This window comes from Rahnella sp. ChDrAdgB13, assembly GCF_017655185.1.
Taxonomy (GTDB): Bacteria; Pseudomonadota; Gammaproteobacteria; order Enterobacterales; family Enterobacteriaceae; genus Rahnella; species Rahnella contaminans.
Genome location: NZ_JAEMGT010000064.1, coordinates 40,775 through 64,581 on the forward strand (window position 1 = coordinate 40,775; position 23,807 = coordinate 64,581).

Annotated in this window: 25 protein-coding genes; 14 read left to right on the forward strand and 11 right to left on the reverse strand. The window is 54.3% G+C overall.

Annotation, left to right across the window (positions count from 1 at the left end):
• The first annotated feature begins 108 nt into the window (after positions 1-108).
• The 6 genes from fdnG (at position 109) to J8X26_RS16705 (ending at position 8,033) form a co-directional block, all read left to right on the forward strand.
• Positions 109-3,156 (forward strand): formate dehydrogenase-N subunit alpha, encoded by a 3,048-nt coding sequence (gene fdnG, locus J8X26_RS16680; RefSeq protein ID WP_208951437.1) that lies wholly within the window; start codon positions 109-111, stop codon positions 3,154-3,156.
• 12 nt (positions 3,157-3,168) lie between these two features.
• A complete protein-coding gene (gene fdxH / locus J8X26_RS16685; protein WP_152323699.1) occupies positions 3,169-4,083 on the forward strand; it encodes a formate dehydrogenase subunit beta in 915 nt (304 codons plus the stop codon).
• On the forward strand, positions 4,080-4,733 hold the full coding sequence (gene fdoI / locus J8X26_RS16690; protein ID WP_152323698.1) for a formate dehydrogenase cytochrome b556 subunit: 654 nt from the start codon (positions 4,080-4,082) through the stop codon (positions 4,731-4,733). Before fdxH ends, fdoI begins: the two co-directional genes overlap by 4 nt.
• Positions 4,730-5,656, forward strand: a complete 927-nt coding sequence (gene fdhE, locus J8X26_RS16695; protein WP_208951438.1) for a formate dehydrogenase accessory protein FdhE — start codon at positions 4,730-4,732, stop codon at positions 5,654-5,656. Before fdoI ends, fdhE begins: the two co-directional genes overlap by 4 nt.
• A 95-nt stretch (positions 5,657-5,751) precedes the next feature.
• Complete coding sequence (locus J8X26_RS16700; protein ID WP_208951439.1) at positions 5,752-6,393, forward strand: glutathione S-transferase; 642 nt, start codon at positions 5,752-5,754, stop codon at positions 6,391-6,393.
• A 101-nt stretch (positions 6,394-6,494) separates the two neighbouring features.
• Positions 6,495-8,033, forward strand: coding sequence for an aldehyde dehydrogenase family protein (locus tag J8X26_RS16705; RefSeq protein ID WP_208951440.1), 1,539 nt, complete (start codon positions 6,495-6,497; stop codon positions 8,031-8,033).
• Between the two features lie 110 nt (positions 8,034-8,143).
• On the opposite strand, the gene J8X26_RS16710 is transcribed toward J8X26_RS16705, so the two are convergent.
• The gene (locus J8X26_RS16710; RefSeq protein ID WP_165060725.1) at positions 8,144-9,382 is read right to left on the reverse strand and encodes an MFS transporter; all 1,239 of its coding nucleotides are present in this window, start codon (positions 9,380-9,382) and stop codon (positions 8,144-8,146) included.
• Between the two features lie 237 nt (positions 9,383-9,619).
• On the opposite strand from J8X26_RS16710, the gene J8X26_RS16715 reads away from it, so the two are divergent.
• The gene (locus J8X26_RS16715) at positions 9,620-10,615 is read left to right on the forward strand and encodes an acyltransferase (RefSeq protein WP_208951441.1); all 996 of its coding nucleotides are present in this window, start codon (positions 9,620-9,622) and stop codon (positions 10,613-10,615) included.
• A gap of 167 nt (positions 10,616-10,782) precedes the next feature.
• Positions 10,783-11,325 carry a hypothetical protein gene (locus J8X26_RS16720; RefSeq protein ID WP_208951442.1) on the forward strand — a complete coding sequence of 181 codons (543 nt, stop codon included), beginning with the start codon at positions 10,783-10,785 and terminating at the stop codon, positions 11,323-11,325.
• Positions 11,326-11,489: 164 nt separating this feature from the next.
• On the opposite strand, the gene J8X26_RS16725 is transcribed toward J8X26_RS16720, so the two are convergent.
• The 5 genes from J8X26_RS16725 to J8X26_RS16745 form a co-directional block, all read right to left on the reverse strand.
• Positions 11,490-12,437 (reverse strand): GlxA family transcriptional regulator, encoded by a 948-nt coding sequence (locus J8X26_RS16725; RefSeq protein ID WP_208951443.1) that lies wholly within the window; start codon positions 12,435-12,437, stop codon positions 11,490-11,492.
• A gap of 35 nt (positions 12,438-12,472) precedes the next feature.
• A complete protein-coding gene (locus tag J8X26_RS16730) occupies positions 12,473-13,027 on the reverse strand; it encodes an isochorismatase family protein (RefSeq protein ID WP_152323690.1) in 555 nt (184 codons plus the stop codon).
• Between the two features lie 119 nt (positions 13,028-13,146).
• Positions 13,147-13,743: a DJ-1/PfpI family protein gene (locus J8X26_RS16735; protein ID WP_208951444.1), complete on the reverse strand. Its 597-nt coding sequence runs from the start codon at positions 13,741-13,743 to the stop codon at positions 13,147-13,149.
• Between the two features lie 82 nt (positions 13,744-13,825).
• Positions 13,826-14,857 (reverse strand): L-idonate 5-dehydrogenase, encoded by a 1,032-nt coding sequence (idnD, locus tag J8X26_RS16740; protein ID WP_208951445.1) that lies wholly within the window; start codon positions 14,855-14,857, stop codon positions 13,826-13,828.
• A gap of 133 nt (positions 14,858-14,990) precedes the next feature.
• On the reverse strand, positions 14,991-16,193 hold the full coding sequence (locus J8X26_RS16745) for a benzoate/H(+) symporter BenE family transporter (RefSeq protein WP_208951446.1): 1,203 nt from the start codon (positions 16,191-16,193) through the stop codon (positions 14,991-14,993).
• Positions 16,194-16,330: 137 nt separating this feature from the next.
• On the opposite strand from J8X26_RS16745, the gene J8X26_RS16750 reads away from it, so the two are divergent.
• Together J8X26_RS16750 and J8X26_RS16755 are read left to right on the forward strand one after the other, a co-directional pair.
• A complete protein-coding gene (locus J8X26_RS16750; protein ID WP_208951447.1) occupies positions 16,331-16,897 on the forward strand; it encodes a helix-turn-helix domain-containing protein in 567 nt (188 codons plus the stop codon).
• A gap of 28 nt (positions 16,898-16,925) precedes the next feature.
• Positions 16,926-17,378: a GNAT family N-acetyltransferase gene (locus tag J8X26_RS16755; RefSeq protein ID WP_165060747.1), complete on the forward strand. Its 453-nt coding sequence runs from the start codon at positions 16,926-16,928 to the stop codon at positions 17,376-17,378.
• Here J8X26_RS16755 and J8X26_RS16760 read toward each other — a convergent pair.
• Positions 17,375-17,848 (reverse strand): GNAT family N-acetyltransferase, encoded by a 474-nt coding sequence (locus tag J8X26_RS16760; protein ID WP_244370633.1) that lies wholly within the window; start codon positions 17,846-17,848, stop codon positions 17,375-17,377. The genes J8X26_RS16755 and J8X26_RS16760 overlap by 4 nt on opposite strands.
• Before the next feature lie 11 nt (positions 17,849-17,859).
• Positions 17,860-18,399, reverse strand: coding sequence for a hypothetical protein (locus J8X26_RS16765; RefSeq protein ID WP_152323684.1), 540 nt, complete (start codon positions 18,397-18,399; stop codon positions 17,860-17,862).
• Positions 18,400-18,656: 257 nt separating this feature from the next.
• On the opposite strand from J8X26_RS16765, the gene J8X26_RS16770 reads away from it, so the two are divergent.
• Both J8X26_RS16770 and yfcF read left to right on the forward strand, forming a co-directional pair.
• Positions 18,657-20,651: a methyl-accepting chemotaxis protein gene (locus J8X26_RS16770; RefSeq protein ID WP_371819781.1), complete on the forward strand. Its 1,995-nt coding sequence runs from the start codon at positions 18,657-18,659 to the stop codon at positions 20,649-20,651.
• 209 nt (positions 20,652-20,860) lie between these two features.
• The gene (gene yfcF, locus J8X26_RS16775) at positions 20,861-21,493 is read left to right on the forward strand and encodes a glutathione transferase (RefSeq protein WP_152323683.1); all 633 of its coding nucleotides are present in this window, start codon (positions 20,861-20,863) and stop codon (positions 21,491-21,493) included.
• A gap of 40 nt (positions 21,494-21,533) precedes the next feature.
• Here yfcF and J8X26_RS16780 read toward each other — a convergent pair whose 3' ends face one another.
• From J8X26_RS16780 to J8X26_RS16790, 3 genes are all read right to left on the reverse strand, one after another.
• Positions 21,534-21,980, reverse strand: coding sequence for a GNAT family N-acetyltransferase (locus J8X26_RS16780; protein WP_208951448.1), 447 nt, complete (start codon positions 21,978-21,980; stop codon positions 21,534-21,536).
• 18 nt (positions 21,981-21,998) lie between these two features.
• Positions 21,999-22,634: a LysE family translocator gene (locus tag J8X26_RS16785; RefSeq protein ID WP_152323681.1), complete on the reverse strand. Its 636-nt coding sequence runs from the start codon at positions 22,632-22,634 to the stop codon at positions 21,999-22,001.
• 171 nt (positions 22,635-22,805) lie between these two features.
• Positions 22,806-23,063, reverse strand: coding sequence for a YdgH/BhsA/McbA-like domain containing protein (locus J8X26_RS16790; RefSeq protein ID WP_208951449.1), 258 nt, complete (start codon positions 23,061-23,063; stop codon positions 22,806-22,808).
• 69 nt (positions 23,064-23,132) lie between these two features.
• Here J8X26_RS16790 and J8X26_RS16795 point away from each other — a divergent pair, with 69 nt between their 5' ends.
• Together J8X26_RS16795 and J8X26_RS16800 are read left to right on the forward strand one after the other, a co-directional pair.
• A complete protein-coding gene (locus J8X26_RS16795; protein ID WP_208951450.1) occupies positions 23,133-23,453 on the forward strand; it encodes a hypothetical protein in 321 nt (106 codons plus the stop codon).
• Between the two features lie 26 nt (positions 23,454-23,479).
• Positions 23,480-23,728, forward strand: a complete 249-nt coding sequence (locus tag J8X26_RS16800) for a GlsB/YeaQ/YmgE family stress response membrane protein (protein WP_056775793.1) — start codon at positions 23,480-23,482, stop codon at positions 23,726-23,728.
• The last annotated feature ends 79 nt before the right edge of the window (positions 23,729-23,807 follow it).

Below are 23,807 nucleotides of genomic sequence, written 5' to 3' on the forward strand. Positions count from 1 at the left end.
GTACAAAAAATATGGGTAATGAGTCTTAATTTTACCGCTTCCGCGTCTGACGGGGAAAGCGCCAATTTGAAATGCAATGTGTTAACAAATGATGGGAAGGAGTCTTTCATGCAGGTCAGCAGAAGACAATTATTCAAGATATGTGCGGGCGGTATGGCCGGCACCACGGCAGCATTGTTAGGGTTCGCCCCGACGCTGGCGCTGGCGGAAACCCGCCAGTATAAGCTGCTTCGTTCGCGTGAAACCCGCAATAACTGCACGTACTGTTCAGTCGGTTGCGGCATGCTGATTTACAGCCAGGGCGATGGCGCGAAAAACGTCACTGAAAATATCTTCCACGTAGAGGGTGACGCCGATCATCCGGTCAGTCGTGGCTCATTGTGCCCGAAAGGGGCAGGTGTGCTGGATTATATTCACAGCGAAGGCCGTCTGAGATACCCGGAATACCGTGCGCCGGGCTCAGATAAATGGCAGCGTATCACCTGGGACGAGGCGATTTCCCGTATTGCCCGCCTGATGAAAGATGACCGCGACGCCAACTTTATCGAGAAAAACGAAAATAACGTCACCGTTAACCGCTGGCTGACCACCGGAATGCTCTGTTCGTCTGCGGCCAGTAACGAAACCGGCCTGCTGGATCAGAAATTCACCCGCGCAATGGGTATGGTCGCCATCGACTGTCAGGCCCGTCTTTGTCATGGTCCGACTGTGGCGGCATTAGCGCCTAGCTTTGGTCGCGGTGCGATGACCAACAATTGGGTGGATATCAAAAACGCCAACGTCATTTTGATTATGGGCGGTAATGCGGCGGAAGCCCATCCGGTCGGATTCAAATGGGTGATTGAAGCCAAAACTAAAAATAACGCCAAAGTCATTGTTGTCGATCCGCGCTTTAACCGCAGTGCCGCCGTCGCCGATATTTACGCGCCAATCCGCGCCGGTTCCGACACCGCCTTCCTGCTCGGCATGATCAACTACCTGATTACGCATAATAAAATCCAGACCGAATACGTCAGGGAATACACCAACGCCAGTCTGCTGGTGCGTGAAGATTATGAATTTAATGACGGATTGTTCAGCGGCTTTGATGCGACCACAAAATCCTACAACAAAGACAGCTGGCATTATCAGCTCGATGAAAACGGTATCGCAAAACAGGACAAAACGTTACAAGACCCGCGCTGTGTCTGGAATCTGCTGAAAGAGCACGTTTCCCGTTATACGCCGGAAATGGTCGAACGCCTGTGCGGAACGTCGAAAGAAGATTTCCTGCTGATAAGCTCGATTCTGGCGGAAACCTGCGCGCGCGATAAAACTTCCACCATCCTGTATGCACTGGGCTGGACGCACCACACCGGCGGCGCGCAAATCATCCGCTGTGCGGCGATGATTCAGTTGCTGCTCGGCAATATCGGCATGCCTGGCGGCGGCGTCAATGCGCTGCGCGGCCACTCGAATATTCAGGGTTATACCGATCTTGGTTTGCTGTCGCTCAATCTGCCGGGTTACATGCCGCTGCCGTCTGAGAAACAAACCAATATCACCGATTACCTGAAGCAAATTACGCCGGGAACGCTGGTCGAAAATCAGGTTAACTTCTGGAAAAACACGCCGAACTTCTTCGTCAGCATGATGAAAAGTTTCTGGGGCGAACACGCCACGGCGGACAACGACTGGGGTTATGACTGGTTGCCGAAATGGGACAAAAGCTACGACGTGCTGCAACAGGCCGAGCTGATGACCCAGGGCAAACTCAACGGGTATATCGTGCAGGGCTTCAACCCGCTGGCGGCTTTCCCGGACAAAAACAAATCCTCGCGTGCGCTTTCAAAACTGAAATACATGGTGGTGATCGACCCGCTGGTGACTGAGTCTTCGAACTTCTGGCAGAACCATGGCGCGATGAACGACGTGCAAACCGCCGACATTCAGACCGAAGTGTTCCGCCTGCCGTCTTCCTGTTTTGCGGAAGAAAATGGCTCAATCGTGAACTCCGGCCGCTGGCTGCAATGGCACTTTCAGGCGTCTGAGCCACCGGGTGAAGCGCTGCACGACGGAAAAATCATCGCGCGTCTGTTCATGAAACTGCGAGAACTGTACCAGAAAGAAGGCGGGGCGAATCCGCTGCCGGTAATGAACATGGCGTGGGATTATCAGGATCCACTTGACCCGCTGCCGGAAGAAATTGCCCGCGAAGCCAACGGCAAAGCGCTGGCGGATATCCGCGACGATCAGGGCAATATTCTGGCGAAAAAAGGGCAGCAGATTTCCACCTTTGCGCACCTGAAAAATGACGGTTCGACCGCCAGTTTCTGCTGGATTTACGCCGGCAGCTGGACCGAAGCCGGTAACCAGATGGCGCGCCGCGACAACGCCGATCCGTCCGGTCTGGGCTGTACGTCCGGCTGGGCATGGAGCTGGCCGCTGAACCGTCGCATTCTGTATAACCGCGCCTCCGTTGATCCGCAGGGCCAGCCGTGGGATCCAAAACGTGAAATCATCCGCTGGGATGGCGCGAAATGGACCGGTTTCGACGTTGCCGATTACAGCACCGCCGCGCCGGGCACCGGCGTCGGGCCGTTCATCATGCAACAGGAAGGCGTCGGGCGTTTGTTTGCGACCGACAAAATGGCCGATGGCCCGTTCCCGGAGCATTACGAACCGATCGAATCGCCGATTGGCACCAACCCGTTGCATCCGGACGTGATCTCCAATCCGGTCGCCCGTATTTTTGCCAGCGATTTACCGAATATGGGCACCGCGAAAGACTTCCCTTACGTCGCGACCACCTATTCGATCACCGAACTTTTCCGCCACTGGACCAAGCACGCCTTGCTGAACGCCATCGCGCAGCCTGAGCAGTTTATCGAGATCGGCGAAAGTCTGGCCGCCTCGAAAAATATCGCTCAGGGCGATGAGATTAAAGTCTCCTCGAAGCGCGGTTTTATCGTGGCGAAGGCCGTGGTGACCAAACGCATCCGCCCGCTGACCATCGACGGCAAACATGTCGATACCATCGGCATCCCGTGTCACTGGGGTTTTGAAGGTGCGACGCGTAAAGGTTATCTGGCCAATACGCTGACGCCGTCAGTCGGCGACGCTAACTCGCAAACGCCGGAGTTCAAGGCGTTCCTGGTTAACGTGGAAAAGGTTTAACGGAGGCGAATTATGGCAATGCAATCTCAGGACATACTTCGTAAGTCCGCAACCAACGGGTTCACGCCAGCGCCGCGTGCCCGCGATCATCAGCAGGAAGTGGCGAAACTCATCGACGTCACCACCTGCATCGGCTGCAAAGGCTGTCAGGTCGCCTGTTCCGAATGGAACGACCTGCGCGATGAAGTCGGCGTGAACACCGGCGTTTACGACAACCCGATGGATCTCAGCGCGAAATCCTGGACGGTCATGCGTTTCTCGGAAGTGGAAGAGAACGGCAAGCTGGAATGGCTGATCCGCAAAGACGGCTGCATGCACTGCGCCGATCCGGGCTGTCTGAAAGCCTGTCCGGCAGAGGGAGCGATTTTGCAGTACGCCAACGGCATCGTCGATTTTCAGTCGGAACACTGCATCGGCTGCGGTTACTGCATCGCCGGTTGCCCGTTCAACATCCCGCGCATTAACCCGCAGGATAACCGCGCTTACAAATGCACGCTGTGCGTTGACCGCGTCAGCGTCGGGCAGGAACCTGCCTGTGTGAAAACCTGCCCGACCGGCGCGATTCATTTCGGGACCAAAACGGAAATGCAGGATCTGGCGGCAGAACGAGTCAGCGAGCTGAAAGGGCGCGGCTTTGAACAGGCCGGTTTGTACGATCCGCAGGGCGTCGGCGGCACGCACGTTATGTATGTGCTGCATCATGCTGACAAACCCGACCTGTACCACGGCCTGCCAAAAGACCCGGCCATCAGCACGGCGGTTACGCTCTGGAAAGGCATCTGGAAACCGCTGGCGGCCGTTGGTTTTGCAGTGACCTTCGCGGCGGCGGCCTTCCACTTCCTTGGCGTGGGGCCAAACTACGTGAAAGAAGATCACGCAGATGAGAAAGAGGAAGAAAAACAGAATGATGAGGAGACACACCCATGAAAAAAGAGAAGTTAATCCAGCGCTATAGCCTGGTGGAACGCCTCAATCACTGGATCGTCGCTTTTTGTTTTGTGACGCTCGCACTCAGCGGCATCGGCTTCTTTTTTCCGTCGTTTAACTGGCTGATGAACGTTTACGGCACCCCGCAAATGGCGCGCATTCTGCATCCGTTCTTCGGCGTGGTGATGTTCGTCTCTTTCCTCGGCATGTTCTTCCGTTACTGGAAGCACAATCTGCCGGAAAAAGATGACATCGTGTGGGCGAAAAATATTCATAAAGTCCTGATGAATGAAGAAGTCGGAGACACCGGTCGCTATAACTTCGGTCAGAAATGCGTATTCTGGGCGGCCATCAGCTGTCTGGTTCTGCTGATGGCGAGCGGCGTCATTATCTGGCGCCCGTGGTTTGCCGGTTACTTCCCGATCCCGCTGATCCGCCTTGCACTGCTGGTGCATTCGCTGGCCGGTATCGGGTTGATTCTGGTGATTATCATGCATGTATACGCGGCGACTTGGGCGAGAGGCTCCATCACGGCCATGACGGAAGGCAAAGTTCCGGCGTCATGGGCGAAATATCATCATCCTCGCTGGTATCGTCAGGTGCGTGCTGAACAACTGAAAAAAGACAAGGATGAAAGGAAAGCCGGATGAGCATACAGATTGTTCCACAGGACGAACTGGCTGACGGCAAAACGGCGGGAAATATCCCGCCCGTATTGTTCGCCAATCTGAAAAACCTTTACCAGCGCCGCGCCGATCGTTTGCGCGCACTGGCTGAAGACAGCCCGCTGGACGGGTATCTGAATTTTGCCGCGACGATTTGCGACGCGCAGCAGCGCGTTCTGGCGGCATTCCCGCTGGAAATTGACCTCAGCGAAGAATTGCAAAAAGCCGCCGGTAAACCACCGCTCGATTGCAGCCTGTTTCCGCGAACGCCGCACTGGCTGGTTCTGCTGGATGCGCTGATTGCGGAACTCAAACCGGGTGCCGATGAAACAGTGCGCCAGGTACTGGAACGCCTCGAACATTCCCCGAGCCTTCAGCGGGAAATGATGGCGACGCAATTACTGAACCAGGATTTCGTACACGTTCCTGCTGACAAAGCGCCGTTTATCTGGGCGGCGCTGTCGCTGTACTGGGCGCAGATGGCTGCGCAGCTTCGTGGCGTTGGCCGCGCCGATTATGGTGAAAGCCGCCAGTTTTGTCCGGTGTGCGGCAGCATTCCGGTTTCGGCGGTGATTGCGATGGGGGCTAATAACGGCCTGCGCTATCTGCACTGCAATCTGTGCGAAAGCGAATGGCACGTCGTGCGCGCCAAATGCAGCAATTGCGACGAAATGGGCAATCTTCACTACTGGTCTTTAAGCGAAGATTCCGCCGGTGCTGAGCAGGCGACGATCAAAGCCGAAGTCTGCGATGATTGCGGCGCGTATCTCAAAGTGATTTATCAGGATAAAGATCCGCAGGCCGATGCCGTCGCCGACGATCTCGCCACGCTGTTGCTCGACGACCGCATGGAAGATAAAGGCTTTACTGGCAGCGGCGTGAACCCCTTCCTGTTCCCCGCAGGATGACTCTGAAAGCTGGCAGTCCGTCGCGTCTTTACTGGTAAAGCGTGCCGTGGCTGCTAGCTTTAACAGAGGTTCCGGTGAAAAACGTGGAGGCTCAGATGAAACTGATCGGCAGTTATACCAGCCCGTATGTGCGCAAAATTTCGGTGATGTTGCTGGAAAAAGGTATCCCGTTCGATTTCATCAACGACGTGCCGCACGACGCGGGCTGCAAAATCACCCAGTTTAATCCCCTTGGCAAAGTCCCCGCGCTGGTCACTGACGACGGCGAAGTGTTTTACGATTCCCCCATAATTGTGCAGTACATCGAGCTGATGAACGTCGCGCCGACCTTTTTGCCGTGGCAGCCGCTGGAAGCGTTGCGGGTAAAACAGATTGAAGCGCTGGCCGATGGCGTGACAGACGCCGCCGTCGCGCTGGTGCTGGAAAACCGCCGTGAAGCCGTTAAACGCAACGAAGCCTGGATTTTACGTCAGCGGGAGAAACTTCTGCGCGGGCTGGACGCGCTGGAAAAACACGCCGAAAACCGCACGCTGCTGAATTCTGACCATCTTAACGTCGCCGATATCGCCACCGCCTGTTCGCTCGGTTATATCAACTTTCGCCGCATTGCGCCGGGCTGGTGTGTTGAGCGTCCGGCGCTGATCAAACTGGTTGAACGCCTGTTCCTGCGCGAGAGTTTTGCGCGCACGACACCCCCTGCCAGCGGTAACGCCAGCGTTGCAGAAAAAAAGGTGTGAAGCCGCTCGAAGAGTTCTCTTTACATCCCGTCGGTTAGATTTTCACTGCCTAAACTTTATGCAGCGCTCTGCTAAAACCTGCTGCATACAGGAGTTCCATTATGGCTTATGATAAAAATCCTCATGCCGTCAAACCGGAAGAATACGGTTTCCCGCTCAAACTCAAAAAACAATACGACAACTTCATTGGCGGCGAATGGGTCGCGCCGGTGAAAAAAGAGTATTACGACAATCTGACGCCAGTGACCGGTGAGGTGCTGTGCAAAGTCGCCAGTTCCGGCACCGATGATATTGAGCTGGCGCTGGACGCCGCGCACAAAGCCAAAGACGACTGGGGCAAAATGCCGGTGCAGCAGCGGGCGAATTTACTGCTGAAAGTCGCCGACCGGATGGAAGAAAACATTGAGTTGCTGGCGAATGCCGAAACCTGGGACAACGGGAAACCGATCCGCGAAACCAGCGGTGCGGACGTTCCGCTGGCCATCGACCATTTCCGCTATTTTGCGTCCTGCGTGCGTGCGCAGGAAGGCGGGATCAGCGAAATCGACAGCGAAACTGTCGCCTATCATTTCCACGAGCCGCTGGGCGTGGTGGCGCAAATCATCCCGTGGAACTTCCCGCTGCTGATGGCCTGCTGGAAAATGGCACCGGCGCTGGCTGCTGGTAACTGTATCGTGCTCAAACCAGCCAAACTGACCCCACTTTCCGTGCTGTTGCTGATGGAACTGGTGCAGGACATTCTGCCAGCGGGCGTCATCAACGTGGTGAACGGTTCAGGCGGTGAAATCGGCGAATATCTGGCGACGTCCAAACGTATCGCCAAAGTCGCCTTTACCGGTTCGACCGAAGTCGGCCAGCAAATCGCCGGTTACGCGGCACAAAACCTGATCCCGGCTACGCTGGAACTGGGCGGCAAATCCCCGAACATTTTCTTCGCCGACGTGATGGACAAAGAAGATGAGTTTTTTGACAAAGCGCTGGAGGGTTTCGCGCTGTTTGCGTTCAATCAGGGCGAAGTTTGTACCTGCCCGAGTCGCGCGCTGGTGCAGGAATCCATCTACGAACGCTTTATGGAGCGCGCCATCAAACGCGTAGAGGCCATCAAAACCGGTAACCCGCTGGATATCGAAACCCAGATGGGCGCGCAGGTTTCTGCCGGACAGATGAAAACCATTCTGGATTACATCGAAATCGGTAAGAAAGAGGGCGCGGAAGTGCTGACCGGTGGCGCGAAGAAAAAACTCGAAGGCTCGCTGAACGACGGTTATTACCTGCAACCGACCATCCTGCTGGGTAAAAACAACATGCGGGTATTCCAGGAAGAAATCTTCGGGCCGGTGCTGGCGGTGACCACGTTTAAAGATATGGATGACGCGCTGCAAATCGCCAACGACACGGCGTATGGGCTGGGTGCTGGCGTCTGGAGCCGTGACGGCAATGTGGCGTATCACATGGGACGCAACATTCAGGCCGGTCGCGTCTGGACCAACTGCTACCACGCCTATCCGGCACATGCGGCGTTCGGTGGCTACAAACAATCCGGTATCGGGCGTGAAACCCATAAGATGATGTTGGATCACTATCAGCAAACCAAGTGTTTGCTCGTTTCATATTCGAGTAAACCGATGGGGTTATTCTAAACACTGAGCTGTCTGCTCAACCCCCTCCCAGCCTCCCCCTTCGCAGGGGAAGGAGCAAAAGCGCGATCTGCTCCCTGCGAAGGGGGTATTAATGGCGACTCAGAACGAAATCAAACTACGCTGTTTGGCGGCAGCACAACCTGACGACTGCGCAGGAAAACGACTACCAGGGCCAGCCACGACAGGCCGCTCAGCAGGTTGAACAGGTTAAACATTCCCGCACCACCTTCGACGTAAGCCACTTTCGCCAGCTCAATCCCTAACGTGAAAATCATCATGCTGATGACGCCCATCGCCGCAGAAACGGTACCTTTGCTCATGTCGCTGGAGAACAGCGTCAGGCGGTACAAACCGGCGTTCGCCACACCAATCCCGAAAGCGTAAAGGCTCAGACCGGCGGTCATCCACAGATAAGCATGGGCGGAGAAAAGCGTCGCCACGGCGGAAATCAGCAGACCGACAACCATCGGGCCCGCGCCGAGTTTAATCAGATATTCGACCGTCCGTTTGCCGGTCAGGCGCGCCAGCGTGACGTTACCAATAATCAGCGCACCGAAAATCGGCACCTGTAACAGGCCGTAATCGTACGCCGGTAAGCCTTCGCCGCTGATTAAGATGACCGGCGACTGCGCAATCCACGTCAGCAACGGCAGGCTGGCAAAGCCAATTGCCAGTGCGCCACACAGGAACTGGCGGTTTTTGAGCACCAGTTTGTAATCGTGCAGCAGGCTTGGCATGGAAAACTTCTCGCCGAGGCGTGACGCGGTTTCTGGCATGGATTTCCACAACCCCCACAGCGAAATCGAGGCCAGCACGGCGAAAATCACAAACATCAGCTGCCACGGCGCAACGTGGATCAGCGCCGCACCGGCCAGCGGGCCCAGCAGCGGTGCGATCAGCGCGACGTTTGCCATCATGGCCGTGATCTTGATGCAGATGGATTCCTCGAAGGATTCCTGTATCGCGGCATACCCCACCGCGCCGATAAAGCACAGACTGATGCCCTGAAGGAAGCGCATCACCATAAATTGTTCGATGTTCTGTACGAACAGAATCGCCAGACAGGTGACGATGAAAAAGCTGACGCCCGCAAGCATCACCGGCCGCCGCCCGCGCCGGTCGGACAGGGGCCCGAGCAGCCATTGCAGGAACATTCCGCCCGCGAGATACGCGGTCATTGAGGTGGGCACCCATTCTTCCCCGGCATTAAAATTAGCCACGACGGCCAGCATGCCCGGCTGGATCATATCGTTGCCGATATAGGTCGCAAACTCGAACAACACCAGACACAGAGGGAACAAAAGCGCCTGCCGCCCCAGAAGGGACGCAGTATTTGGAGAATTATGCATATTTTTATTTCACAGACGTAAGGCTAATCGTTTGATTATTAGCGGAAGAATAAGAGACTGTCCGGGCGGGATTCGCAAGCGAGGCAGTAATGGGCGTTATTTTGCCCATTTATTGAGCGTAGCGCAATCTTCTGATTCACGTTAAGCACAATCTGAGATCGGCACTTTTGCCTTGTTTACGTTCAAAAAGGTGACTACGCTGCAAACAGCACATCAACGGGAAGGAAATCGCAGGTAATGAGCCAAAAAATCAGCTGGATAGATAACCTGCGCGCGCTCGCCTGCATGATGGTGGTGATGATTCACGCCAGCACGTCACTGGTAGTGAATTTTTCGGCGATACACACGGCGGAATGGACCGTTGCCAATCTGCTCAATTCGGCTTCGCGTGTCTGTGTACCGCTATTTTTTATGATTTCCGGCGCGCTGTTTTTTGGTGAACGGAGCGCACAAAAACGGCATTTCCTGCGCGTCACACTATGCCTGATTTTTTACAGCGTTGTCTCGCTTATCTATATCCTCACGATGACAAAGATTGGATTTTGGCCGTCTCTGCGTCTGATTCTGGAAAAACCGGTGTTTTATCACCTTTGGTTCTTCTACGCGATTATCGTGGTTTACCTCCTTTCCCCGCTGATAAACGTCAAAACTGTGTCTGGCAAATATCTGCTGATCGCCGGAATACTGCTCGGCGTTCTGGCGAACCCGCAGCTTCCGGCTTTCACCTGGCAGAAAATCCATCTGTTACCGCTGGATTTGTACATCAGCGGCGACACGTTTTATTACGTCCTGTATGCCCTGATGGGGCGCGCCATCAGCCAGCTTGATACCCGAAAACCCGGCGTGACGCTGACCGCCGTGGCCGTTTTCGTTCTCAGCACGCTGGCGATTGCGGACGGGACTTACCGGCAGATGCTGATTAACCAGAATTTCGCCGATACTTTCTACGTCTACACCGGCCCGCTGGTGTTTATCTCCGCCATATCACTGTTTGTGGTGTTTAAAAACGCGCTGGCGCAACGCATCCTGCCAGGATTTGCGCTGATCTCCCGCCATTCTCTGGCTATCTACGGCTTTCATGCGCTGATTATCATCGGATTGCGCGGCCGCCATCTCGATTTCCCCCAATTCCCGCTGTTCAATGTCGCGTACCTATTTATTTGCGGGCTCGGCGGCGGCCTGCTGCTGGCGATGGCGCTGGGGAAAATTGACCGGCGGAATTGGGTGAGTTAATTCGGAGTAATGTGATTATAACTGGCGTGAATGATATCGGGTTATATATTAATTCCTTTGTCTATTTTATTATGTCAGGAATGTACCGCAGGACGATTAATCTATTTCATTATCTTTGTCTGTTTTTTCTGGATACTCTTTCATTTCCTTTATTCAGGCAAATCATCATGACATTTTGGCTGCCCTTTGAAATCAACGGTGAGATTTATACGCTGGAACATCTGCGGGCATCGACAATTACCGCGGTAAGGCCTGCCAGCCATGACTTCCCAGTTCGTCAGTTGCAGATTTTTATTGTTTATACTGATCATTGTTTTACAGCACATCAGGCTGAGTCTGAGCTCTGGGTTTATCCGCACAGCCCTGGTAAGCACCGGTGCTATTTCTGCCGGGAGCGTTATTCTTATTCATGCCGCTTACCCGACCTTGTTAATAAATTGATTAATGAAAATGCGATATTAGCAAGAACTCCTCATCAGCATCAGGACACCTTTTATTATCTTGAAGAACATTATATGGGTGTAGATTATTGTATGTTTTTTGAGATAACGAAAAACACACATCCTGCGAGTGATATCCGATTAAAAGTAATGACAGGTTATCCGAGAGAAAAATGGGCCGGACAGGTTGGTGTAAACGGGCGATTCAGTTTTTGGTATATTTTTGATGCGAGAATGAAAGGAATAAAACTGCCGGCAAAGCGCAGATAACAAAAAAGCGACTCAGGGTCGCTTTTTTGTTTTACAGCTTCAGGCGGAGGTCTTTAGATTTTTCATCTTATCGCGGCACGGCCAGCGACCTTTAAAGGCAGACACTGACGTACTGTTTAGCGTTGCTATTCAGTCCCACAAACCGTCAGTGAGTAAAATTTTACTCACTTATTGCTCAACTTGCAATCAGCAACACCATCATTCCAGCGCTCCTGCGCCCGCCGGAATTGTCTTGCAGAGGAAAATCCGGCGGCGAGGGCGGCTTTCTCGATGCCTGATCCTTGCCGGATGCGTTGTTGTGCGACGGCGATGCGCAGCTGTTCATGGTAGTCGCGTACGCTGATACCCAGATGCTGGCGGAACAGGCGCGTCAGGTGGCGGCCGCTGATGTGGGCTCTGGCGGCGACGTCTTCCACCTGCCACGGAGATTCCGGTTCGGCGGCCATCAGGTTTTGCGCACGATGGACGGCAGGATGCAGATGATTGCGGTAGCGCAGCCACGGGGAGAGTTGCGGATCATCGCCGCCGCGGCGGAAATACACCACCATTTCGCGGGCGACGTCCAGCGCGGCCTGCGGGCCGAGATGCGTGGCGATCAGGTGCAGTGCCAGATCGATACCGGCGCTGATCCCCGCGCTGGTCAGCACGGAACGATCCTCGACAAATATCCGGTTATCTTTCACCTGTGCGGCAGGCACCTGCTGGCGCAGACGCGCGATCACGTCGTGATGCGTGGTGCACTGATAGCCGTCGAGCAGCCCGGCCTTTCCCGCCAGAAGGCTACCGGAACAGATACAAACCAGCGTCAGCAAACCGTTTTCGATGGCATTTTTTTGCTGACGCAGCCAGTCACAGGCAAATTGGGCGACGGGTGAGGAAAAATTTTCTTCCGAACGATCAACGCCGGGCATGATCAGAATGCTGCCTTCCGGCAACGTTTCCGGCAGTGGCTGCAAATGGCTGACCGTCAGCCCGGTCGACATCGTGATTTCCGGCAGCGGGCCGATGTAGTGCAGCGCAAACTGCCCGGCGATACGCAGTGCCTCCGCCGGACCGGTCAGGTCTAAGGCCATCACGCCCGGCAGCGTCATAAAGTAGACATTTCGTTGCATATCGCCTCACAGATTCATCATCACTGCGCCTATCTTCACACAGCGCGAGCGAGTTCCGCCAGTGCGCCGCTGACGTCGGTAATCGTGGCAAAACGGTCGGCCAGCACCAGCTCGGTGCGCAATTTGATTTCAGCCGCGCTCAGCGTCACGCCGCTGGCGTGTGTCATCGGAAACGTCAGCGTCGCTTCGGTAACAAACGTCACTGTGTAACCCAGATCGGACGCCACGCGCGCCGTGGTTTCACAGCATTGTTCGGTACGCATTCCGGCAATGATCAGATGTGTGATACCTCGTTCCCGCAGCCACGCGTCGAGGCCGGATTCGGTCAGGGAATTGTGAACATGTTTATGGACAACGTGCTGCGGCTGATGGGTGAGAAAAGCCATCGGCGTGACCAGCCCGGATTCAAGCGAAAACACACCGTCAGGATTGACATGAAACACGTCGATGATGGGAACTTTACGGGTCTGACAGCCGTCGATCAGGCGGGTTAATGCCTGGCTGAAAGCCGGTAAATCATCCTGCTGCCAGAAGTCTTTTTGCTCGAAAGAACGTTGCACATCAATATTTAACAGGGCGCTGTGGGTCATTTTCGGACTCCGTCTGGTGAATGTGAAACCAGTCTGCGCCTGAAAACCTGCCGGGAGAATGCCAAAAACGGACATGATGCTGATGTTGGCGGACGATCTGCATCGCCCGCTGATAAAAATCAGATTTTCTGGTCAGCGCGCCAGTGGTGATAATCGATGTGGTCGGCCTGAAAATTGGTGGTCTGGGCGTCGCCGGTCAGGCGGTACGCCAGCTGGAAAGCGAAATCAAATGCCAGCCCTAAGCCTTTTCCGCTGAGCAGATTGCCGTCCTCGACAAAAGACTGATTCACATAAATACCGTCTTTGACGTCTTTGTATAAATCGCCGGAACAGACATAACGCCGTCCTTTCAGCAGGCCGTTACCGCCCAGAACGCGCGCGGCCGCCGAGCACAGCGGGCAAATCAGTTTTCCAGCTTCGTCATGACGGCGGACAAATTCCACGACATCTTTGCTGGCCGCCAGCGCCACCGAGCCTTCCGGGCCGCCGGGCATCACCACCGCGTCATACAAACGATCGCCCTGTGCGCTCAGCAATTCATTGGCCTGCATCTGAATGCCGTGGTAAGTGCGCAGCGTCAGGCTTTTCTGGCAGGCCAGCGTAGTGACCTGAATTTCCAGCCGCTCGAGAATATCGAGCACAATCACCGCTTCGCCTTCTTCAAATCCGTCGGCCAGCAGCAGCGCGACCTGCTTTTTCGCGTTATCCTTCACCATAATGCAAATGTCCTCTGAGGATGAAAATCGGAGGACATCATAAAATGAAGCGATGTTTTGATATTGTGAATCCGTCAGCAGACTAGAAAACCAGCTGAACTTTCGATGCTTTGGATTTATCCATTGCATAGTCCAGTGCTTCCACCAGACTTTCCTGCGGGAATTCCGCTGACAGTAACGGCATCGGATCGACGGTTTTATTCGCCAGCCATTCCACCGCCGTATTAAATTCCCCGGTGAAACGGAAGCTGCCGACCCAGTTAATTTCTTTGGCAATCAGAATCATCAGCGGGAATTCATTCACCACGGGCCCCATGCCGACCTGCACCAGTGTGCCGCGTGCGCGGGTGACTTCCAGACAGCGGCGGATAGAAGAAGGATGGCCGGAGGCGTCAAAGGAGACATCGAAGAAACCTTTTTCGGCCTGATATTCGCTGAAATCACCCTGCGCGGCGTCCAGCGCTTTGCTTGCGCCAACGGCCAGTGCCAGCGTGCGGCAACGTTCGCTCGGATCCGTTACCACGATTTGTGCTGCACCTTTGGCTTTAGCGGCCAGCACGATCAGGCAGCCAATCGGACCGACGCCGGAAACAAACACCGTTTTGCCGTGAATATCCCCGGCCTGATTGACCGCGTGGATTGCTACCGCAAGCGGTTCGGCGAACACCATCAGCCGGTCGCTGACCTGATTGTCGTAAGGAATACACTGTTCGCTGTCGACGATTTTATATTGCGTAAATGCGCCGTTGATGTGCGGGAAATACATCGCGCTGCCAAAGAATTTCATGGTGGTGCACTGGTTTTCATCACCGGAAAGGCAATATTTGCAGGCCTTGCATGGCTTGCTGGGGTTCAGCGCGACTTTCTGGCCCGGCTGCAAATTTGGGTTGTCAGATTTCTCCACCACACCCACTACTTCATGCCCGAGCACCATCGCCTCGCGTACTTTGAAATCACCGACGGCACCGTGTTCGTAGTAATGCAGGTCGGAACCGCAGATGCCGCCACGGGTGATTTTTACCAGCGTGCCCTGGCCTGTGTAGTCGATGGTCTGGCCGATCACCGAGACGTCTTTTTTCCCGGTTACGACGCAGGATTGAGTGGCAATTGTCATGGAATTCTCGCTCTTTAAAGGGGGCATTTTTGGCCTGATGGCTCCCAGTAAAGAGCGTTTGGACGGCGGAAAATGTGACCACCGTCACTTTGTTTCGTGTTACGAAAACCTGTTACCCATAACTTGAACGGACTCAACCTTTCGCGGGCGGTTGCGCCTTGTTACGCGCAGGAATACTGAGGATCAGATGCGAGATCACGCCGCCGGTTAAGCCCCAGAACGCCGAACCCACGCCGAGTAATGTCACGCCGGACGCGGTGATCAGAAACGTGATAATCGCTGCGTCACGCTGACGTTCATTTTCCAGCGCCCGGTATAAACTCCCGGCAATAGTGCCGAGCAGTGCCAGCCCGGCGATAGTATGAATAAGCGCGGGAGGTAGCGCGGTAAACACCAGGCCGATCGAACCCCCAAACACACCGGCAATCAGGTAGAAAATCCCGGCGGAGACGGCGGCCATGTAGCGCTTTTTCGGATCCGGGTGGATATCTTCACCCATACAAATTGCGGCGGTAATGGCGGCGATACAAACGGTAAATCCGCCGAACGGTGCCAGAATTAACGCGGTGAGCGCGGTCCACGAAATCAGCGGCGAAACGGGCAGGTGATAGCCGTGCGCTTTCAGCGTGGCGATACCTGGTGCATTTTGTGACGCCATGGTCACCACGAAAAACGGAATGCCGATGCCGATAATGGAAGGCCACGTAAAATGCGGCATCACAAATGCCGGCGCGGCAAACGTCATGGTCTGGCCGTGCAGCGCAATATCACCTTGTAAGCCGGCGACGATCAGCCCGGCAATCAGCGCAAGCACCACCGCATAGCGTGGCAGGGCGCGTTTCGCCAGCAGATAAACCAGACACATCGTGCCCGCCAGCGCGAAATTACTTTGCAGCGAGGTAAACGCATTCAGCCCGAAACGCAGCAGAATGCCGCCCAGCATCGCAGCCGAAAGCGCCTGCGGAATGTAATGCATCAGTCTGGCGAACAAGCCGGTCACGCCGCACAGCAGGATCAGACCGGTGGCAAATACAAACACGCCAATGGCCTCGTTAATCGACGTGCCGGGCAGACTGGTGACGAGTAACGCTGCGCCGGGCGTCGACCATGCGGTCACGACCGGCGTGCGGTAATACAGCGAAAGTCCGATGCTCGTCACGCCCATTCCCAGACCCAGCATGCTCAGCCAGCCACCGATTTGTGGCGCGCTGGTACCCGCCGCTTCAGCTGCCTGAAAGATAATTGCCGCGGAGCTGGTATAGCCGACTAAAACTGCGACAAATCCGGCTATCACCGCCGAAAAAGTGACATCCTGCAAACTGATACGCATGGTCATTTGTGAAAATCCTTCGGGTTAGCGGACGCTGGCGGTATGCTGTTGTGCGTTATAGCGCACATATGATGCGCTCAAGATATCACTGTGCGTTATAACGCACAATCGCGATGAACGATCATCGTCGCAGAGGAGACACAATGCAGGAACTTACCCGCCATATTGGCAGTCAGCTGAAAGCCGTGCGCAGCGAACGCGGATGGAGTCTCACTCAGGCGGCAGAAAAAACCGGCGTCAGTAAGGCCATGCTCGGGCAAATTGAACGCGGCGAATCCAGTCCGACCGTGGCGACTTTATGGAAAATCGCCAGCGGGCTGAATGTCTCGTTTTCAGAGTTTCTCGAAACACCGCCGGAGCAATCTGCCGCGCTGCATCGCCACGGGTTGCTGACCACGTTTAACAGCGACACTTCAGGAATGCGCGTCGTGCCGTTATTCCCCTACGACACGACTTTGCGCATGGATATGTTTGTTATCGATCTCGAACCCGGCGGTTGCAGCGAGTCTACGCCTCATGAAGCCGGTGTTATCGAGCATGTGATTGTGATTGAGGGCGAACTGACGCTGACCGTGGATGGCGTGACCCGCGTACTGAGCGCCGGAGAAGCGCTGCGGTTTGCGGCGGATTGCGCGCACGCATACCGCAATAAGAGTGAACATTCCGTGCGTTTCCACGACCTGATACATTATCCGCAGTCCCGCCCGTAACGATTTCATTTACTGAGGAGAATGACCGATGAGCCAGCCGCAAGATGTTGTTATCCGTCCGTTAACGCCTGCCGACCGCGAAGGTTGGGAAAATTTGTGGCGCGGTTATCTGGATTTTTACCAGTCGGAGCTGGATCCGGCGCAGTTTGATTTCACGTTCCGGCGGTTGTCGGATCCTGACTATGACGGCATGTTTGGCTATGTGGCGGAATATCAGGGGAGGCTGGTCGGGCTGGTGAATTGCCTGAATCACGATCACGGCTGGCACATGAATCAGGTGGTGTATTTGCAGGATTTATACGTCGATGAGTCCGCGCGCAAACTGGGTATCGGGCAGAAACTGATTGAAGTGGTCTACGCTCATGCTGACAAAAACGAAAAAGCCAACGTGTACTGGATGACGCAGACCACCAATTACACCGCGCGCCAGCTTTATGACCGCGTGGGTAAACCGACTAACTTTATGAAATACATCCGCTAAAGCGGTTTACGCATATTCATTTTTGTCGTGACATAACCCAGGCTGGCATAAAGTGCCTGCGCGCCGGGATTGCTGGCGAAAACGTTCAGCTCAATCGCCACGCTGCCCAGCTCGCGCAGGTGTTCTTCCATCAGCCGGAACGCCGCGATGGCATGTCCCTGACGACGAAATTGCGGATAAACCGTCAGTTCATACACGAAAGCGCTGCGCACGCCGTAGCGTTCAATATTGGCAAACCACAGATATCCCACGGTTTCGCCAGGTTCTTCCTGCCTGATTTCATACAAATAGTGATCCGGTGTTTCAACGCCCTGCGGCAGCGCGTTTTGTGTGGCGCTGCGCGCGCGTTCCAGGGCCGTATCCGGCAGCCACAGCCCGGCAGTCACATTCTCTTCGGCATAATCTTTCGCCAGCAGTTCTGCAAATTCTTCATAAAATGCAGCGCTCATCGGTACTAAAACAGTCATCATTTCCCTCTGATTTATCGGGCAGTTTCTGCCTTTTTATACGGCGTTACATAACATTCGCTGATGGTGGTGGAATGGCTATCAACCTGAGTGATGATGTAGCCTTTTTCAGTCAGCGCCACTGAGCTGTAGGGTGTTTCATTGTGCTTGTCGGAAATAACATCTTCGAAAGACTGAATGATTTTGGCTTTCTCGCCGGCGCGCGCCGGGTCATCCATTCCCTCGACCTGAATCATGGCCTGCCTGAACTGGTTGGAGAATGACGTTTTCCCCATCTTGCTTTCAATCACGGCTTTGATGTTCACCGTGACCTCGTTACCCAGCAAAAACAGCGTATTACTCTGATAAATAAGCACGTTTTTTTGCTTCGAGACCACAAAGCCATTCTCGATGACCTTCATTTTGCTGTTGTTGGCGTAGGTCACATCATCGAGACAAATAGTTTTATCCCCGACCTTAAACTGGCTGAAACGTGCTTTGATTTCTTTCGGCGTAGATGCCGCCTGCGAGCACAGCGGAACAAGCAACAAAAGCGATAAGAGCCATGACTTCATAGGAGTTTCCCAAACAAGGTGCTGAGCCAGCTGACATAACAGCAGTATAGGGAGACACCGGCAGGATGCGAACGTTTATCTTTGCGGGACAGTTTTTTACCGTTTTGGCTAAAGACCCGCCCCTGTGATGCCGATAATTCAGGCGATAAGGGAATTCCTGCTTATCTTCAGGGGGCACAAATCAGGGACAGATAATCCGCGTTTTTTCATCGTGAATTTCACAGTACGTTGACTGTTCCGGGGTAATTATGAGTCAGATGCAGGCGCTTTCACCGGCAGCCGGAGTTGGGGTTGCACCACAGAAAACTGTTCCTAAAAAAACCATGCGTACCCGTACGCTGATGCTGATTGTCGGGCTACTTACGATAAGTCTCGGTTACATCATTACGGTCGGATTGCTGAGCTGGCAGTCCGCCGGACAGCAGCGCGACATCGCCCGCCGTTATCTCCAGCAGACCGCCAATACCGACGGCTATCTTGCCCGCCAGAAACTCGACACGGCCCTGCATGCCGCGCGTGACCTGGTTCAGAGCATGATCAGCCTGCGTGAAGCCGGGCATACTGACCGCAAACTCGCCGATACGCTGTTACAAAATGCGCTCAAAAGTCATCCGGATTTTTTATCGATGTCACTGGCCTGGGAGCCGGACGCGTTTGACGGCAAAGACGGCGATTTCGCCGCAAAAGAAGGGCAGGATCCCAACGGGCGTTATGTCCGCTACGTTGACCGCGATACCAGCGGAAATATCGTGCTGCACAATCTCACCGACTACGAAACGCCGGGCAGCGGCGACTACTATTTGCTGCCACGAAAGCTGCAAAAAGAAGTCATTCTGGAGCCATACAGTTACCCGTATAACGGCGTGGATACGTTGCTGACGTCCATTGCCGTGCCGATTATCGTGGACGGGAAATTTCTGGGTTCGGTAACGGCGGATTTCTCGCTGCAAACCTTGCAGACGCTGGTCAACGGCATTAAACCGTATCAGGGAACCGGCTACGCAATGCTGTTTTCGCAGACCGGCCATTTCATCTCTTCGCCTAAAAAAGAGCAGGTCACGCACCAGCTTGAAAACGATGCGCCGTTGCTGAAAAGCATACAGACCGGGCAAATGACCAGCCGCGAACAGCAGGATCCGGTGCTGGGCGAAAATGCCTTTGCCGAGTTTGTGCCGATTCAGATCGGTAATACCGGCACGCCGTGGATGCTGGGCATTGTGGCGCCGGTAAAAGCGGTGATGAAAGAAAGTACGCGTCAGCTTTATTACGCGCTGGTGCTGATGGTGCTGAGCATCGTGGTGGTGTTTGCCGTGCTGAGCGTGATTTTCACCCGCAAAGTTTTGCGCCCGGTGGGCGGCGAGCCTGCGGATGCGGCGAAAATCGCGCTGACGGTCGCAGACGGTGACCTAACGCACCCGATCGTCACGCAGAAAAACGATCACAGCAGCATCTTCTTTGCCCTGCAAACCATGCAGGCGCAACTGCGGCATGTGGTGAACGACATTATTTCGACCAGCCATGCGGTCGGCAGCGGCGCATCGCAGATTGCCGCGGGGAATATCGATCTGGCTTCGCGAACCGAGCAGCAGGCGGCCGCGCTGGAAGAAACCGCCGCCAGCATGGAACAGCTGACGGCGACGGTAAAACAGAATGCCGATAATGCACACGTTGCGACCGAACTGACGGCGAACGCCACGGAAATCGCCGGAAAGGGCGATCGCATTATGTCCGACGTAGTCGGCGTAATGAGCGCGATTGACGACAGTTCGCGGCGAATTGGCGACATCACGACGGTCATCAACGGCATTGCTTTCCAGACCAATATTCTGGCGCTGAATGCGGCGGTAGAAGCCGCCCGCGCGGGCGAGCAGGGGCGCGGATTTGCCGTGGTGGCATCTGAAGTGCGCAGTCTGGCGCAACGCAGCGCCGACGCCGTAAAAGAGATTTCTGCCCTGATTGAGGAATCCACGTCCCGCGTTGATCACGGCGTCGGGCTGGTGAAAAGCGCCGGGGAAACGATGAAAGAGATCATGAAAGCGGTCACTGACGTGCGCGATATCATGAGCGAAATTGTCGCGGCCTCCGACGAGCAATCGCGCGGGATCAGCCAGGTGACGCAGGCCGTACACGAAATGGACGGTGTCACGCAACAGAACTCCGCGCTGGTTCAGGAAGCATCAGCTGCTTCGGCTTCTCTGGAAGATCAGGCGCGTCGCCTGAATGAAATAGTTCAGGTATTCCGGCTGAAATAATAGCGACGCAGATGCTATTAATACCCCACCCCAACCCTCCCCTTCGCAGGGAGGGAGCAGATCGCGTTTTTGCTCCTCCCCCGCGAAGGGGGAGGCTGGGAGGGAGTTTTACACCGGGCAGGAGAACTGAAATATCGGTTTTTTAAACGACACGTCCCCCTTTCTGCGCTATGTTTTTCTCCTTTGCTGTATTTTTTCAGGAGATTTCCATGAGCCAGCCTTCGCTGATTTTGTATTCTGATGCGAATTATTTCAGTCCTTACGTGATGTCAGCTTTTGTGGCGCTGACAGAAAAGGGCATCCCGTTTGAACTGGAAACGGTCAGTCTGGCGGATGCGGAGAACCTGAAAGAAACCTATTCAGCACTGTCCATGACCCGTCGTGTTCCGACGCTGACCAATGGCACGTTTGTGTTATCCGAATCTTCCGCGATTGATGAATACGTGGAAGAGCTGTTCCCGGCGCCGACGTTTCCGGCTATCTATCCTGCGGATCCGGAAAATCGTGCCAAAGCGCGTGAAGTGCAGGCGTGGCTGCGCAGCGATCTGATGCCCATCCGTCAGGAACGTTCAACGGAAGTGGTCTTTGCGGGGGCTAAATGTCCGCCGCTTTCTGCTGAGGGCCAGCAGGCCGCAGAAAAGTTGTATGCCGCCGCCGAACGTTTACTGGGGGATAAAGAGCATTTGTTTGGTGAATGGAGTATTGCGGATGTTGATCTGGCGCTGATGCTGAACCGTCTGCTTCTCAATGGTGATGCAATGCCGGAAAAACTGGCGGCTTACGCACAGGCGCAGTGGCAACGACCCGCTGTTCTGGAGTGGTTAGCGCTGTCTGCTAAGTAACTAAAAAGGTGCGCGGCCTGTTTAGCCTCGCGTTGCTCTTTCAGCCTAGTGTTTTCGTCAGGAAATAGCGGGTATGGGTTGACGGTGCATCATCAGGTGTACGGGTATCGCGGATATAATCTTCCAGCGTCATCTGCGTCGCATAACCCATGCGCTCATAGAAAGGCCGCGCCTGAAAACTAAACGTATCGACCAGCGAATACCGGCAGCCCCGCGTTTTGGCTTCTTCTTCCGCTTCTGTAATCAGTTGTGTCCCGACATCTTTTCCGCGTAACGACTCATCGACCCACAGCATCTGGATATACATCCAATTACCGATGGTTTCAGCCACAATTCCTGCCTGTTTGTGACCATTTTCATCTTCAACAAAAATCCCTAACTCACGAAATTTCGGCTGCGGAATGAAGTTTCTGTTGAAACTGCGCAGACCGGCTTTGATTTCATCGAGATCGTCTGCGGTCGGGGCATGGCTGAGTCGGGTCTTCATGACATTCTTCCTTTTTCGTTAGCGTTTGGTCGTAGCGAGTCGGACTGCAAAAGCAATAAAAACGGTACCGGTGAGACGATCCAGCGTTCTGACTACCCCCGGACGGCGTAACCAGCGCGACAGCGGGCGCGTGGCAGAAATCATTGTGACTGACCAGAGTGTGCCAATCACGGCGTGCATGGCGGCGAGCCCGAAAATATAGGGCCCGACGGGATAGCCGGTAGCGACAAACTGCGGCAGGAAAGAGACATAAAACACGCCGACCTTCGGGTTCAGCACATTGCCAAACAGCCCTCTCAGGAACGGTGAATTACCAATACGTCGCATTTTTCCGCTGCCTTCAGGCGCCGCCATGTTCATTTCGCTGCGGGGTTTGAACAACATTTGCAGGCCCAGCCAGCCGAGATATGCGGCACCGATCCATTTGAGTACATTGAATGCGATTTCAGACGCGGCGAGCACGGCACCCAGGCCGAGTGCGACCATCGCCCCCCACAGCAGACAACCGCTGCTGATCCCGATGGCGGTAGACAGCGCTTTTTTACTGCCCTGACTGGCGGCGGTACGCAGTACTAATGCGGTATCCAGGCCAGGCGTGAGGGTCAAAATGCCGGCGGCAAACGCGTAAGAAATAAGGGATTCGGTGACGGTCATGGCTTTTCCTGATGAGCGAAAAAACCAGAATAGTTAACAAAATAGGTAAGATGCAATCAGGATGTAAAAGAAATTCTGAGGGGGCGGCGCAGATAAACAAAAAGCCTGTGGAAGATGCGCTTCCACAGGCTTTTTAAGAGGGTTTTATCGGGCTACGGTTCTGCGCGGCGATTATTTGTAGATTTCAGCGTCAGCGTGCAGTTTGTTGTTACCGGTCACGGAAATGATACGGTAAGAAGAAGCACCGGCGTCTTTCGCCTGCTGTGACAGTTTTGCTTCCAGGCCACTCAGAGTGGTGGAGTTAGCCGCGGAGATAACACCGATTTTCTGCATGTCACCGGAAGGCTGAGTGACCTGCTGAGCCGCGAAGCTACCGAAAGAAATCAGGGAGAGGGTAGCAGCTACAGCAAAAATTTTGACGTTTTTCATGATAAGTATTCCATTCAGGTTTGTATGAGTGAAAGGTGGTTTCCTTTCGATGGAGGTATAATAGGCCTGATGAATGGAGATGAAAAACGGATTGATTTGAGTAAGTCATTCAAAATATTTGGCGTACTTTTTACGCAATTTTACGTCCCTGTGCGGGTACCTGACGAAAGCCCTGTTGATGCTGACGTTGCCTTTAAAAACGTCATCATTTGCTGCTATTTTCTCCTTCCTGCTGATTTTTGGCGGGTTTGTCGATTCAGTGCTACGCTTTCAGGGCAGTTTGAGAGAGGGTTGTGCGTGGGGCATGAAAATAAACCTGCCACCCGGTTTGCAGAGTCTCAACGGTTCTGCTTTTGTTTGGCCGACTTGGCTGAACAATATTCACGGTAACGGAAATCTATTCGGAGGAGTCGAAAATGGGAATTTTATCCTGGATCATCTTTGGTCTTATTGCAGGTATTCTGGCTAAGTGGATCATGCCGGGCAAAGATGGCGGTGGTTTCATTCTGACTGTAGTACTGGGTGTTGTCGGTGCTGTGGTGGGTGGCTATATCAGTACATTCTTCGGTTTTGGCCGCGTGGACGGATTCAATTTTGGCAGCTTCGTTGTCGCCGTTATCGGTGCGATCGTCGTGCTGTTTATCTACCGTAAAATCAGAAGTTAAGGTTTCGACGGCTTTGTTGAATAAATCGAACTTTTTGCCGTAATCAGGATCAGATCACCACATTCTCGATCCTGTAGCG